This window comes from Desulfurococcus sp., from assembly GCA_026626905.1.
Classification (GTDB): domain Archaea; phylum Thermoproteota; class Thermoprotei_A; order Sulfolobales; family Desulfurococcaceae; genus Desulfurococcus.
This window is the reverse complement of the sequence record JAPNUX010000001.1, coordinates 64238-78121: the sequence shown is the minus strand read 5'-3', so window position 1 is coordinate 78121 and position 13884 is coordinate 64238. Positions and strand designations below refer to the sequence as shown.

The following is a 13884-nucleotide window of genomic DNA, read 5'->3' as shown; positions in this document are numbered from 1 at the left end:
TAGCTGACCAGCCACTACCATTCAGCCTAGGAGGCAGCCACTACGCTGGAAGCTACATTTGCGGAACCCTGGATACGAGTTCCTCGTACACTACTCCCCTCCGCTTCATGTACCCTGTGACCGCGATGTATGAGGCGACTACTCCCGTGAGGATAACTGATATGACAGCTAGATCCCTCAGCGAGAACCACATGAGATCGAAGCCGGCCATCAGGAATCCAGTAATGAATACTATGAGGCCTAGGAATCGAAGCTGCCACTCTCTCATATGCTTAAACCATCCACGTAGACTCCTAGAAGCCAGCGGGATGTTTACTAGCGAGAGCCCTATGATAGCTACGAAGACAGCGTACCCTAAGTTCATGTACCGCAGGAAAGCATGCTCTAGGGCTGGCTGAGATCTAATGTACACGGTTAGCAGAGCGACAACTACTGAGAGAATGTATATTAGAAGATTCGAGTAGAATGGAACACTATACTTCCTCGACACCTTACTGAGAAGTCTAGGCATTAAGTGGTCCTCACTTAAAGTGAACAGTATTCTCACAGCACTCACCCATGTCACCAGCAGTGTATCAAAGTATAGTAGAAAAGCCGTGATAGTGAATAGCATGGTTGAGAAGACGCTGTTAGTGTAGACTGATATAACGGTCACCATACTGGGGCTGGGGAGAGGGCCTTCAACCCTCATCAGGCTCTTCAGTAGAACAGGGTTGCTATGGTAGAGGTACGAGTATGCAGCTAGGAAGTCGTAGCCTGCTAGAGAAGTAATAGCTACTGGCGTAGAAGTATAGATAGCTAGGAGTAGCAGGTAGCCTGCAATATATCCTCTACGATATGTTCTAGAGGGATCCTTGACTTCACTAGCTATAAAACTAGCCGCCTCTACACCCATGTAAGCCCACATAGCCATTGTAACTAAGCTTATAGTTCCACTCCACATGTCAACAGGTTTTAAGGGCTCTACAATGCTTCCATTAACTACCCCGCCCTGTAGAGCTATACTTATGATTGCCTGGTATGAGTTATTGAATAGTTTATCCCAGTTGCTCTTAAACACGCTGTTAGAGAAGGGGTACATGGATAGCAATACGGCTAGATAGATCACGAGCGGTGTGATTGTAGAGGCATATAATAGTATCTTCACCATCCTCCTCCCATAGGATTCAGCGAAGAATAGGATCGTGAAGACAACCAGGGTAGAGATAAACGCAATAGCCGGGTTCTTTAAGTACTCGCCTAAACCAGCTAGAATCCTACTGCCACTAATGTAGCCGCCTAGAATTAACCCATCGCCTATAACACCAATAGATGAAAAAGCTAGGAAGCCTATGCTCAGCAAGCCTCCACTAATAAACAAGTATACTACTGTAGCAATGTATCCTGCGAGAACACTTAGACTTCTAGTTGATAGAACATAGGGGGATGCACTACGAGGCAGTGAGGAAGCAGTAACCATGAATGCCAGGGTTATAGGGAGGAAGATTACCCCACCCAGCAGGAATGCTAGGTAGACTACACCACCATAATAGCCGTGGAATCCCACAGCTGAAACAGAGTAGTAGATGAGGCCTGAAGCCAGAGGAGCAGCGATAACCCATAGAAACACGTCGAGTAGAGTGAACTCTCTTCGAAGAAGATACGCTCTGAAAACTAGGAAAGACTCCTCCTCGTTCACCAGCCAACACCTCTAATACCTAGAGTCTCATGTAGTATGAGTAGCTGGGATTCTAAATAAGGTTTTCTACTGTTTTACTATGTCAGGGTTTAACAGGGCTCGCAGCGGGGCTTACTAGAATATAGTAGCGTGGTGCAGTAAACACTTATTTCACAGGTGAGAGTAAACTTTGAGTAGTGAGGATGAATCAAGGTGGGATGAGTGTTTAAGGTGGTTTCAGAGAGAAATGGAGTTAAATTCTACGTTGAAGAAGGCTTAGAGGATTTATTCAAGGGGTTTCATCCTGGTGAAGCTCCTGCTCTAATAACACTGAGATTGAATATTCTTGATAGAATTCTATTCAAGCTACTCAAGATCCCTGTTTACTATTATTGTGGCGGCATTATAATAGGGTTTACTACGACTGCAGGTGACTCAATACCGCTAGATGTAAGTGGAGTAGAAGTGAGAGTATTCGAACCAGGGTGGAAGGTAAAGCTAGAACTATACAATCGCAGGCTTCCCCGAATACTAGCTCTACCGTTATCTGAGATCGACCGGTTCTTAAAGTTTATCACTGTCAACGGGATCGGGGTTCTCGTGAACCTGCTTGCAGCGGAACTAGCGCATAGATCAATTCGCGGAGACCCATTCATAGTAAACCCTGCTGCATCCACTATTGGATTCGAGTCAAGCGTCATGTGGAACTATGCTCTTAATGAAGCTTGGACTTTCAGAGGTGCCGGCCTTAAGAGCAGCCTGCTCGATAGGTTTTCAAGGCTTGCTAGGTATCATGCAGCCAGTGTAGCTAGCTGGATTATGCAGGCGCTACTCTCAACCCTGCTACCAGTCTACCTTAAAACTCCCTTCTGGCTTGGACAGCTAGCAGGTATTATAGCAGGCTTCACTATAAGTTTTATATTAGGATACGTGTATACGTGGAGCAGAGACAGGATTTAAGAGGTGGCGGCTATGGGCTTGAAGCACGGCAAGTACATCTACGTTAAGAGGAGTGATGGAGTGTACGTTAAGGTGAGAGTCCTCAATATTAGGTTGAAGAAGAAGCAGGAGCTAGATTTAAGTGATCCCTCCAGGTACATTGTGATGAATGTTAAAACAGTAAAGCCCCCGGCGAGCGCAGTAGTCTTAAGCGAGGATGCACTACCCCAGGCTGTGAGAAACCTCCTTCACGAGGTTTAAAGCTTGGAGAATCCTGTGAGAAAAGAACTGGAGAAATTTTTCGAGAGAGTTATCTCAGAGGATCAGGGATCCCATATACTATTCATTGCATCCATAGCTTCACGCAAGTATATACTCTGCCTGCCTAAAACGCGTGGCGAGCACGTTTACGGGAAGCTGGTTAGAGCTGATGCAGCAAGTTCCTTTGACTGCAAGGAGATAGAATACGAGCCAAGGGGCCTCTACATCTTCGCCAAGTCAATCCAGGAGCTGGCAGCCAAAGTACACTCTAAGCTAGAGCAAGTAGATAGTCAGGTAGAAGCAGCCAGCAGATAAATATAGATCAAACACTAGTACTAGCAGAATATAATGGTATCCTCAATAATAGTCTAAAGGTGAATCTTGTAAACCCTCATAAACCAACAAAATTATTGTATTGAGGTGGCGTGCTTGAAGGAAGAGGCCCGCAGATGGCTTGATGAAGCACTGTGGGATTTAGAGACAGCTAGAATACTTCACAGAGAGAGGAGATATAATGCCGCAGCATTCTACTCTCATCAAGCAGCAGAAAAAGCTGTTAAAGCACTATTGTATAGTGTGAATGAGGCTCCATGGGGTCATAGTGTACGCGTACTTCTCGAGAGGTATTTTGAGAGAAGGAGGGAAAATGCCAACCCTATCCTTCTAAATAACGCTAGGGAACTCGATAGACACTACATTCCATCCAGGTATCCGAATGCTCATCCAGCTGGTGCTCCTCATGAAGCCTACGATGAGGATACATCAAGTAGAGCTATTAAGGCTGCTGAAGAAATAGTAGAATATGCCAGGAGATTGCTAGATGGTAGTAGCTGATGAACTACAAAAGATAGTCGGAATGCTTGTGGAGAGATTTAAACCGAAGGCGATAATATTATTTGGTTCAAGAGCTCGCGGAGACTGGGTACCGTGGAGTGACTACGATTTATTGATCATTGCTGACTTTGAGAACAAGTACCTTGATAGAATCAAGATCATTCTAGACCTTCTAGGAGACACAGTGCTTAACATAGAACCACATCCCTATACCCTGGAGGAAGCTGTTCAAATGCTCTCCAAGGGTAACCCTATCATAGTTAACGCTATTGAGGAAGGTATAGTACTGTATTCAACTAGCGAGTATGAAATTCTATTGGAAAAATACCGTGAACTCAGAGAGAAAGGGTTAAGAAGAACGCATACCACGGTAATACTACCAGATAAGCTGTAGCTGCTCGGAGAGCCTAAGCTAACTGGGTTTTAAATGCTAGAGTGGACTATATTTCATAGTGGATGCCAGGCTGGAGGTTGATTATTCATTGAGTAATACTACTAGCATGCGATTCCCTCTTGCTGCAGGCTCAGCTGAAGCTAGTAGTTTAAGAGTAAACGAGACCAGGGATATAGTGAAGAGGATAGGTATTATATCACCTGATAGAGTCTACATGGATAACTACCCGGTAATCCATCCTCCTGCAGTCTTTAATTCCTCGATGATTAAGCTGGGCTCGCAAATATACGTTTACGCTAGGATCATAAGCGGCTACTACATGTATGTGTCGGGTATTATCGAGCTAGCAGTACCCTTCGATGACCTGGAGAACGGGGGCGTGAATTACAATCGTTATACTGCTAGACTAGTAGTATACCCATCTACAAGGTATGACTTATGGGGTGCTGAGGATCCCAGAGTATACTTTACCGATGGTAAACTGTACATGACGTATACTGGTAGAACGGTAAGCTACCTCGACCCGTCAGCACGCTTCGATAAAACTCTACCTGTAACAGCTGTCAAGGAGGCTGGTAGTAGAGAGTGGGTGAAGATGTATGTGCATAAGCTGCCAGCGGAGCAGCATGGAAATGTAGTAAGCAATAAAGATGCATTTGCATTCAAATATGACGGCTACACGTACTTCTTCCACCGGCCGTACATGGATGACGAGCAACACTACCTTCTAGTGGGCAGGGAGGGAGGCTACACAAGGGTAGGTGGTATGCTTGAGGTAGCTCTCGTTGACAACATAGAGGTCTTAAAACCCTCCCCGTGGGAGGAGAAGCTTGGATGGTCAACGCCTCCGATTACAGCCTCTAATGGCAGGATTATAGTCTTCCTGCACGCAGTTGATAGAGAGCTTAAAGCCTACCGTTTACTCGCTATTGAACTAGAGTTGAGGGGAAGCGAGGTGGCTGTTACAGCTGTTACACCCAGGTATATTATGGAGCCGAGGGAACTCTACGAGGTATTCGGTGATAGACCCTACACGATCTTCCCCTGCGGGGTTCTCCGAGAGAAAGATGAAGTCTACATATCCTACGGTGCCGGCGACTACGTGATTGGATTTGGTAGATTAGACCTAGCAGAGCTGGAGAGCGAGCTGGATAAGGGAAGGATTGGTTAGTCTTTAGGGACTCGAGTTCTTTTCGTAGGCGGGTAGTATAGTAGCTTAATGGTTGTGTAGGTGTATGCTGCTAGCAGTTGAAGTGGAGGCATGGTTCTCCTAGGGTATACTGCATCAAGGAAAGCGAGGGAGGCTAGCATAATACTTAAGAGAAGAGAGCCTAGCGAGCCCGTAGTAAGCCATGAGTGCAGTAGTATTATACCTGGGGCTAAAAGTAGAGTGCTCCTGAGTCTTAGCGAGCCTACCAGCCTCTCGTCTAGCAGGGATACCTCCTCAAGGTACACGAAGCGGTGTAGCCTAGCCTTCACTCTAGACACCTCTAGTTGAAAACAGCTCTAACTCTTCTCTTGTAGCCAGTATCCTCGTGAACAACCTCTTATCTCCAGCCTTGAGGAGCCCGTAGCCTGGTGGAGCATTAACCAGCATATCGGCTTCAGTCTCGCTGAGCCTGTATACTGTTTTAACTGTATCCCTACCCTCCGGCTCCTGCCTTAAGATTAACACTGTAGCTGACTGCTCTAGAATACTCCTGCCTTGTGGTGTCCGAGCTAGATCCTCAGCTCTCTGCGTGACATATATGAAGGCTACACCATGCTTTCTCCCTCTTCTAGCAGCATTCTCAACCAGGCTCATCACTGAGGGTGTTTCAGTGAAGAGCCAGGCTTCGTCAATGAATAGAACTGACCTGCGTACTCCAGCGAGCAGTTTATTCGATGCGTAAGCACTCATTAACGCGCTTATAAGTACCTTAAGCCTCTTTGATCTCACGCTTGCTAAGCCGAAGATAGCTGAACCTCCTATTTCAGGGGCTGTGCCTTCATAAACGTAGACGTCTGGAGGTGCTACTGCACCCTCTAGAAGCCTCTTGAGCTGCTTGTTCTCAATGGCTTCTACAAACCCCTCTATACCTCCAGCTAGCTCAGCCTTCAAGAAGAGCTCCTTTCTCAGTAACCCCTGGAGCTTAGGGGGTATAGCGTAGAGCTCTGAGAGCAGGTCTGCAACCTGCCCTAGCTCCAGTACACCTTCAAGCATTAGTTTAACTGGATCCAAGCCTAGCTTCCAGCCCTCCCTGATCTCGATTGCAGTAGCCCTGAGAACCCCTGCTACCCTAGTGTACTCGCTTTCAGGGTCCACGCCCATGTAGACTATGCTGGGATGCTGCTCGCGCAGTCTCTTCAAGAAGATCTTCACGGTCATTGATTTACCTGAACCTGATACACCTAGAATAGTGAAGTTTAAGTTAGGCTTGCTCCACAAGTCTAATACCACGGGTGACTGAGCGCTTGAAACACCGAGGAAGACTCCGCCTTCATCGTTTAACTCCTCGTCTATTAAAGGAAAGAATGGTTTAAGCGAGAATGTATCAGTATACCTCTCCTCTAACTGCAGGGGGAACCCGGGAGCCTTGAAGCTGTAGAGTTGAGGCTGTAGTGGTGGTGCTTCAGCTTCAATACTGTATCCTCTAAGCGTGCTCTCCAAGACTTCTGTTCTCTCTTCCAGTACCTTCGTGCTGGATGCCTTTAGAACTAAGAGCAGGTAGAATACGTAGAGTTCTGCTCCCTCTATAACCCTCGAGGCGAGTTCTCCTGCTAGCTCAACACTAGCCTCCTCCCTCACGCCTATAATCCCCATTCTTCTCCTCCTCAGGGAGTCCGCTATTGAGAGAGCTCTAGCCCTAGGGGTTCTCTCGAATACCAATGCGACTTCATCACAGGCTGCTAGAAGCATGTAGGTGAATCCTTCAGGCAGCTGTAGAGGAAACTTGAATGCTACGTAGACTCGGGCAAGCTCCCCGCTCTCGAGTACTAGGGTCTTGAAGCCTCTTAACCCGGCAACCCCGGGTCTCAAGGGCTCTTCTCTTACAGCATTAAAGAACCTTGAGAGATCAACTTCAATGGGGGCTAGAGCATAGTACTCGTATCTAGCTGTATCAACCTCAAACTCCTTGTACCTGTACCTGCCTGGAATCCTCCTCGCTAATACTACGCCGCTCTTAATCGTGGAGATCACTGCCAGCCACTCGCTGAGAGCTACATCTCTATCACTATCACTGAGGGAGTAGAATGGAATACCCTTCAACCTCCACCACGAATACTTCACTTTAAACACCACTAGCTACTGGGAGGAAGTGTCAAATAACATGCTATACTAGACTACTCTAGCCTCTCAGAGAGAATTCAGGTGTCTGGGAAGCGTGAGAAAGTACCATTGGAGAAGCAGTTCAGAGGAGGAATGACGCCCCATATCCACTAATGCAGCTTTGAGCTCGGCAGGCGTATAGTAGCCTTCGCGCCACCGGGGATGGGGAACCGGCCTCTGCTACCCTAGTAGTACTCCTCATTATTTAACCCCTTAACGAGCATGTAGCATGGTGTTTCACGTGAAGCATAAAATTTCAGCTGACCTACTATTCAACTCTATACCCATCACGATTACACCGGAGCCTCCGCCGGGGATCGGGGAGGCTGTAGCGAGAATACTCAGCTGGATCTACTGGCTTGCATGGGTTGCAGTAGTAGGTGCCGGGGTTTACGGTGTCTTAAAGATAGTGTTAGGTGATGTAGAGGAGGGGAAGAAGCTGGTAGCCGGCTCGATTGCTGGAGCACTACTACTAGCCTTCCTATGGGTCCTAATCTCTACTCTCATAGCTTGAAGAGAGTGCCCTCGGATTGATCTACCGGGTTCTCCCTAGAATTAACACTAGGTTTGAGCCGGCTCTCCTAGGCTACCGCTTCACCTACTGTCTTCTCAATACTGGAGGAAGGCTTCAAGTAATCATTGAGACTAGAATGCCTGAAGTAGTTCTCCAGAAGCTCGCTGTGGTTGAAAGATACGATTTCAGCATTCTGCAGGGGGTTCTCGGGGAGAGGGTACTTGTAGCGGAAGCCAGGCTGGCTGATGAAAGAGACTTCTGGCTCAAGGATACAGTGATTACTGATCCACCCGGCTTGACTGTATCCCTGAAGCCCCCGGTTCTCCTCTGTCTTGGGGCTTCAAGAGATCATGTGCTTGACGCTATTTTCCGCTCGAAGGCCCGTAGCCTGCTGGAAGGCGGGAGCCGTGGTGGCGGGGTTGAGGCACGCTTGATTCTAGAGAGAGCTGGGAGAGGGGTGTGGAGTCTAAGAATAACTATTGCAGCTAGCAGTGAGAGTACTGTAAGTGAGGCTGAAGATGCTGTATCAGCTGCATCATCAACAAGATTAAAGTGGGTTGAGAAGAAGGCTGGCTTCGAGGCTCTACCAGGCTTACTTGAACCCTTTAAGTTCAAATTCCTTGATAAACTCTTCACGAGGAGTATACCTGTTGCATGCGGGAGCGCTATCTACGATTCCATAGTCCTCCCGGATCCAAGCTTCCATCCAGTGGACTTCGCGAGAGGCAGGCTACTCCCGGAGACAGTACCGTTAAGAAGCTCGAGCTCCTTCAGGATAGGGGTGACGCCTTCAGGTAGAGAGGTTAGATTAAGCCTTGGAGACCTTGCTAGACATGTCTACGTGGTGGGGCAGACAGGGAGTGGTAAAACCAGCTTCCTAAAGCTCTTAGTGTACAGGGTTAGAGAGAATAGTAGTGTCGGCATCATAGTAGTAGACCCCCACGGGGATATGTCGAGGGAGCTACACTCGATGATCCCTGAGGCGAGATTCTATGATCCTCTTGAAGCACCATTCGGCTTGAACCCGCTCGACCTGCCCAGGCATAGGGATCGTGAGCATGCTGTGACAGTAGCTATAGACGTACTACTCAGTATATTCGAGGATATCTTGAAGCTCATGGCTACAGCTGTAAACGTCCGCTACCTCCTTAGAGTTGTATTACGGTACCTGTACTCTAAGAGCGACTCGCCTACAATGGCCGACGTCTACAACACTATACTAGAACTCTATGAGGGAAGAAGCAGCCTAGAGGACACGCGGGACGCTGAGTGGAGAAGGCAGGTGGCTGTCCTGAGAAGCATGCAGAGGCAGTCATTGATCTCAGCGCTCTCACGGCTTGAACCCTACGCTAGAGACAAGCTCCTAAGGAAGCTGACGAGCAGGACAACTATAGATATGAGAGATGTCATGAAGCCCGCCTCAGTAACACTCTTCTCTACACCCAAGGCATCCCTCGGGGAGGAGCTCGCCAGGCTAGTAGCGTCAACAATAGTATTGAAAACTTGGTATGAGGTGCTAGCTAGAGCCCGTCTAGGCGAGCCGAGGACACCCGTGCTACTCGTAGTCGACGAGTTCCAGTTGATCTCGGATCTACCAGTCCTAGACACAGTGTTAAGTGAGGCGAGAAAGTACGGGCTGCACCTAGTCATAGCACACCAGCATACAGGCCAGCTACCAGAACACTTAATTCAATCACTACTCACTAATACAGGCGTGAAAGTAGTCTTCCAGGTTGCTGGGGGAGACGCCAGGAGGCTCAGCTCAATAGACGCTGATTATGCTGGGCTCCTCGAGAAGACACTAACCTCTCTACCAGTGGGTACCGCTGTATTAAAGGTTACAGGCCAGCCTAGTGAACCACCACCTCCACCAGTAATAGTTAAACTAGACCGTGTAGAGTAGACTACTTTAAACTACATGGCTTACAACAAGTATTTAGGGTTCTAGGATAGCAATACACCTAGACCCCTAGGGGTTCTACGTCATGAGCGTGGAGTAAGCTGAACTACTACTTAGTCGAGCTAGAAGATACCTGGAGTCAGCTATAAGTAACCTTGCAGATAGAAGGCTTGATGTAGCTGTTGTTGAAGACGAGATTGCTGCCCAGCTAGCCTTGAAAGCCCTGATAGTTAAGTCTGGGTTCGAGCCTCCCCGTAATTATAGGGCAGTATGGAGCTCTAAATATTGACCGCGAGGAAGCAGAGATCACAGTTAATGTAGCGGGGGAGATCCTAGGCATTGTCGAGAGATCTTGGAGAATGGTTGTCTAGACGGCGGTACGTGCTAGGTAGCCGGGAGAGATTATCGTATACTGACGCACATATTTTAAAGGAGGTCATACCAGATGTAGAAGTCTACGTGTTCGGTAGCATACTAGAAGGTTAGAGTTACAGGTGCAAGCGACCTAGACATGCTGGTCGCTATCCCAGGCAATCTTAGTGAGCGCGAAACCCATGTACTTTTATCTAGGATACTAGAGGATAAGCTGGGTAGCATTGCATTCATGATTGATTTACACGTAGTTAGTAAAGAGAGGTTGAGTAAACTACCCTACAGCTGGTGGCTTAAGAAATCCCGTAGAATAGTCTAGAATTCTACCTGCAGCTTCAACCACCTGTTGATAAGAATACAGGATTAAGTAGAATACAGGAGGCTTCATAGAGGTCAGCGTGAAATCCTGCAGGATGCAAGCTTAGAGAGTAGTGGCCTTAGACTTTTCGGAAGGTACCAGTATTCTAGAGAGCTGTAATGTAGTAGCCTGGATTAGTTCTGCCCCCTTTAGTGGTAAATTTTTTTATAAACCCTTGTTAATACTAAATTCTATATCATTAAGTTAGTGCCGGTGTATACGTTATGAAGAGGTATATTAGGAATATACTAATCCTCCTCCTAGTAGCACTAATATTAACGCCTGGAATCCCGTTAAAGACCGGTATTGTGCAAGCTGGAAGTGAGCCGGTGAGCGTTGATGGATTAGGCTTCGACTGGCCTTACTCTTCCTGTCACGCACTAGATTATGCAGGTGACCTGCTAGACTCGTACAGCTCTTATAGTGATAGCCGCGACCTGCTCGCCTGGTACTATCTCGTCGGCTCAAGCTACGTCTTCATGAGAATTGACCTCTTGGACTTAGCCTATGGTGCTGAAGTAGCATCTAGTGGTAGTATAAGTGACGCGTTAAACCTGTACATTCTTATAGGCTGGGCTGGTGCACCGGGATACCAGGAGTGGGTTCCAGACTACGTTAAGTTCAATGGGTATGGAGTTCACCTGTCAGACTATCACTGGGTTCTAGCAATAGCTATATACGGCTCCACCCACTACACAGTCTATGACTACAAGTGGAGTAAGGTGGCTTCAAACAGCGGGCTCCTTGTATCATTCAATAGTCAGTGGGATATTGTTGAAGTCGGGATCCCCAAGACTATACTAGCGAGTTATGGTTGGAGTGATACTACGAGGGTATGGGCGAAGGTTGCATCCACGCTGGTTACTACTAGTGGGGAAAGCATTATATCTGATGTAATGCCTAATACTATTAGCGTGGGGAGTGGTAGAGCTGAGTGGAGTGGAGCATTATTCAGTGATGCAGCCTGCGGTACAGCTAAAGTATCACTAGTACACCACGGCAACCAGCATTTAACAGATAACCGGGCTCTTAACAATCCATCCTCAGTTAACAGCTACGGCTACATTCTCTCTGTGCATGACTACCTCAGTAATAAGACTGGTAGGAGGATCCCTGTAGCCATACATATGAGTGGTACTTTGATCGCCAGCTTCCTGTGGTGGGATCCCCTTTTCATAAGCTACGTGAAGAATATAGTATCAAGGGGTGTTGCCACAGTACTAGGAGGCGTCTGGGCTGAGCATATCACAGCCTACTTCTACGATAACTTCAATGACCCCTCAGCATACTTTACTAAACTGTACACTAAGAGTACTCTAGGATACGACCCAGTAGTAGCATGGGTTCCCGAGAGAACGTGGGATGATGAGAGAACTGGTATAGCTTACACTCTAAGCAAGTATTATCGTGCTGTAATCCTGGATGCGAACACTCATCACGATGAGTGGAGTCCCGGCACTAACCCGTACAAGCCTCACAAGTATGATACCTCGAAGACCGCTGGGAGAACCCTCTACGTGTTCTTCATAGACTGGGATACACAGCAGCTGATACTTGCTAACACTGATGGAGGCCTCCACATAGATTTAAGGAGGAAGTATATCTGGGCTGCAACTAACAGCGACCAGCAAATGGTTTTCGTGTACGCTGATGACTGGGAGAAAGCTGCCGGGGTAGCAGGCTGGGATTCAGGAGGACCCTACAGGTACAATAACTCCTTGACGTGGATAGCCATGCACCCGTGGATCCAGGTGGTGACACCAGATGAAATCGTAGGATGGCTTGACTCCGGCGCGTGGAGCCCTGTAACAGGCTACTACTGCGGTTATGATACCTACAAATTCATTAAGGACTGGGTTCAAGGCTACCCATACGACTACAGGAGGGCTTACGACGGCTGGTACTGGGGTACCTCCGTGGAGAAGAACTTCGCGTGGTATGGTAGCGGGGTTACACAACCAAACTACTATCTACCTGACACGATAATGCCTCTCGGCGATGTATTCGGCTACACCTCCTATAACGGCTCCCCTAACAACACAGTTATCTACAGGCTTCTAGCCCCCGGCGGACTCTTCGATACAACACCTAGAAACGAGATCTGGTGGCTTGCACTTATAACAGCAAACGCCATGCTCTACGAAACAGCCTGGCACGACGACTTCGACTGGGATGGCGATGGCCTCCACGATGCCCCTGGATGGGGTCTCACAATATGGAATCACTTAAGACTCGTCAACGTCCTCTTAACTGCAGCTAAATGGCTTGACGACGTTAGAGCTGGAAAGGTGACTGTTTCATCCTATATAACCGGGGACTTCGACTGGGATGGAAGAAAAGAAGTGGTAATATACAACCAGTATCTATTCGTGTTCATAGATGATAGAGGCGGGGCAGCACCCTATATCTTCATGTACAATAAGACTCTGAACAAGGTGTTTATGGCTGTTGGAGCCCCAATGGTCTACTGGGGAACCACGCGGGATATCTGGTATAGGGATGCGCATGTAGGCTTCTTCGCCGACGACTACTTTACAGCTACAGGTAAAAACTACTATAATGTCTCTTACACTCTAGCTTCAGTCTACCGTGACACTACAGCAAAGAAGGTTGTAGTAAAGCTTAATGCTCCAGACCTCAATAGCGATGGGAAGCCAGACTTCTACAAGTACTACACGCTCTACGATTCCTCAGTAAACCTCTATGTCTCATACCTGGGGACTATTAATGGAACCCTCTACACTGCAGTAGGCTTCTCTGTCGACGTCTACAACAATCTATTCTACGGCAATAAGCTCGTGCAACTCAACAGTCCCTTGAATACTAATACATTTGGCTTCAATAACTCTGTATCAGGGGCTTACGCGTCAATCACTCCAGTACAAGGATTAAAGTGGACTGGTAGCCAGGATCTAGTAAAGTATACAATGCAGTATGTAGTTAAACTTCAAGCAAGCATATCGACTGCAAGCTGGGCTTATGCTAGAGCTACATTCGGCTACAACTAGTTTTTTAATTCTTCCTCCATGAAACCCTCCACTACTACAAGTTAAAGAGGGGCTTGAACCATAGGCTTTCTAGGCCCCGATGAAGCCCCGTCGGGAGACTACCCTCTGATAGGGTGAAGAATCCCCTGGCTGCGAGGGGCGGGAGCACTGAAGAAGGTAAGAGATAAATAATCCTCTACTACATGCTGTTAGAGTGGTGCCGGGGTGCCCGAGCGGCCTAAGGGGGTGGGCTCGAGGCTTTAAGAGGATTAAGGAGTGCTCCGGCTCTACTGTGGGAGACCCACTGCCCCGGAAGGGGTACGCGGGTTCGAATCCCGCCCCCGGCGCTGCTAATCAT

At 47.8% G+C, this 13884-nt stretch carries 15 protein-coding genes and 1 tRNA gene; 13 read left to right on the top strand and 3 right to left on the bottom strand.

Annotated elements, in window-relative coordinates; all coding sequences use genetic code 11:
• Positions 1–52: 52 nt before the first annotated feature.
• Positions 53–1678 (bottom strand): APC family permease, encoded by a 1626-nt coding sequence (locus tag OWQ48_00440; protein ID MCY0867690.1) that lies wholly within the window; start codon positions 1676–1678, stop codon positions 53–55.
• A 201-nt stretch (positions 1679–1879) separates the two neighbouring features.
• Between OWQ48_00440 and OWQ48_00435 the strand changes: the two genes are divergently transcribed.
• The 6 genes from OWQ48_00435 (at position 1880) to OWQ48_00410 (ending at position 5256) form a co-directional block, all read left to right on the top strand.
• Complete coding sequence (locus OWQ48_00435; GenBank protein ID MCY0867689.1) at positions 1880–2617, top strand: GtrA family protein; 738 nt, start codon at positions 1880–1882, stop codon at positions 2615–2617.
• 12 nt (positions 2618–2629) lie between these two features.
• On the top strand, positions 2630–2857 hold the full coding sequence (locus OWQ48_00430; protein ID MCY0867688.1) for a DUF5622 domain-containing protein: 228 nt from the start codon (positions 2630–2632) through the stop codon (positions 2855–2857).
• Between the two features lie 3 nt (positions 2858–2860).
• Complete coding sequence (locus tag OWQ48_00425; GenBank protein MCY0867687.1) at positions 2861–3172, top strand: hypothetical protein; 312 nt, start codon at positions 2861–2863, stop codon at positions 3170–3172.
• Between the two features lie 114 nt (positions 3173–3286).
• On the top strand, positions 3287–3691 hold the full coding sequence (locus tag OWQ48_00420; protein ID MCY0867686.1) for a HEPN domain-containing protein: 405 nt from the start codon (positions 3287–3289) through the stop codon (positions 3689–3691).
• Positions 3678–4085, top strand: coding sequence for a nucleotidyltransferase domain-containing protein (locus tag OWQ48_00415; GenBank protein ID MCY0867685.1), 408 nt, complete (start codon positions 3678–3680; stop codon positions 4083–4085). The genes OWQ48_00420 and OWQ48_00415 overlap by 14 nt, the downstream gene beginning before the upstream one ends.
• A gap of 58 nt (positions 4086–4143) precedes the next feature.
• Complete coding sequence (locus OWQ48_00410) at positions 4144–5256, top strand: glycosidase (protein MCY0867684.1); 1113 nt, start codon at positions 4144–4146, stop codon at positions 5254–5256.
• Here the strand turns inward: OWQ48_00410 and OWQ48_00405 are convergent.
• On the bottom strand, positions 5253–5564 hold the full coding sequence (locus tag OWQ48_00405; GenBank protein MCY0867683.1) for a hypothetical protein: 312 nt from the start codon (positions 5562–5564) through the stop codon (positions 5253–5255). The genes OWQ48_00410 and OWQ48_00405 overlap by 4 nt on opposite strands.
• 1 nt (position 5565) lies before the next feature.
• Entirely contained in the window at positions 5566–7368 is a 1803-nt protein-coding gene (locus tag OWQ48_00400; GenBank protein ID MCY0867682.1) for a DUF87 domain-containing protein, read from the bottom strand.
• 268 nt (positions 7369–7636) lie between these two features.
• Here OWQ48_00400 and OWQ48_00395 point away from each other — a divergent pair, with 268 nt between their 5' ends.
• The 7 genes from OWQ48_00395 (at position 7637) to OWQ48_00365 (ending at position 13873) form a co-directional block, all read left to right on the top strand.
• The gene (locus tag OWQ48_00395) at positions 7637–7909 is read left to right on the top strand and encodes a hypothetical protein (GenBank protein MCY0867681.1); all 273 of its coding nucleotides are present in this window, start codon (positions 7637–7639) and stop codon (positions 7907–7909) included.
• 16 nt (positions 7910–7925) lie between these two features.
• Positions 7926–9812, top strand: coding sequence for a DUF87 domain-containing protein (locus tag OWQ48_00390; protein MCY0867680.1), 1887 nt, complete (start codon positions 7926–7928; stop codon positions 9810–9812).
• A gap of 142 nt (positions 9813–9954) precedes the next feature.
• On the top strand, positions 9955–10098 hold the full coding sequence (locus OWQ48_00385) for a hypothetical protein (protein MCY0867679.1): 144 nt from the start codon (positions 9955–9957) through the stop codon (positions 10096–10098).
• Positions 10099–10148: 50 nt separating this feature from the next.
• Complete coding sequence (locus tag OWQ48_00380) at positions 10149–10295, top strand: hypothetical protein (protein MCY0867678.1); 147 nt, start codon at positions 10149–10151, stop codon at positions 10293–10295.
• Positions 10296–10320: 25 nt separating this feature from the next.
• The gene (locus OWQ48_00375; GenBank protein MCY0867677.1) at positions 10321–10500 is read left to right on the top strand and encodes a hypothetical protein; all 180 of its coding nucleotides are present in this window, start codon (positions 10321–10323) and stop codon (positions 10498–10500) included.
• A gap of 263 nt (positions 10501–10763) precedes the next feature.
• The gene (locus OWQ48_00370) at positions 10764–13547 is read left to right on the top strand and encodes a glycoside hydrolase (protein ID MCY0867676.1); all 2784 of its coding nucleotides are present in this window, start codon (positions 10764–10766) and stop codon (positions 13545–13547) included.
• A 198-nt stretch (positions 13548–13745) separates the two neighbouring features.
• Positions 13746–13873, top strand: a tRNA-Ser gene (locus tag OWQ48_00365).
• Positions 13874–13884: the final 11 nt, after the last annotated feature.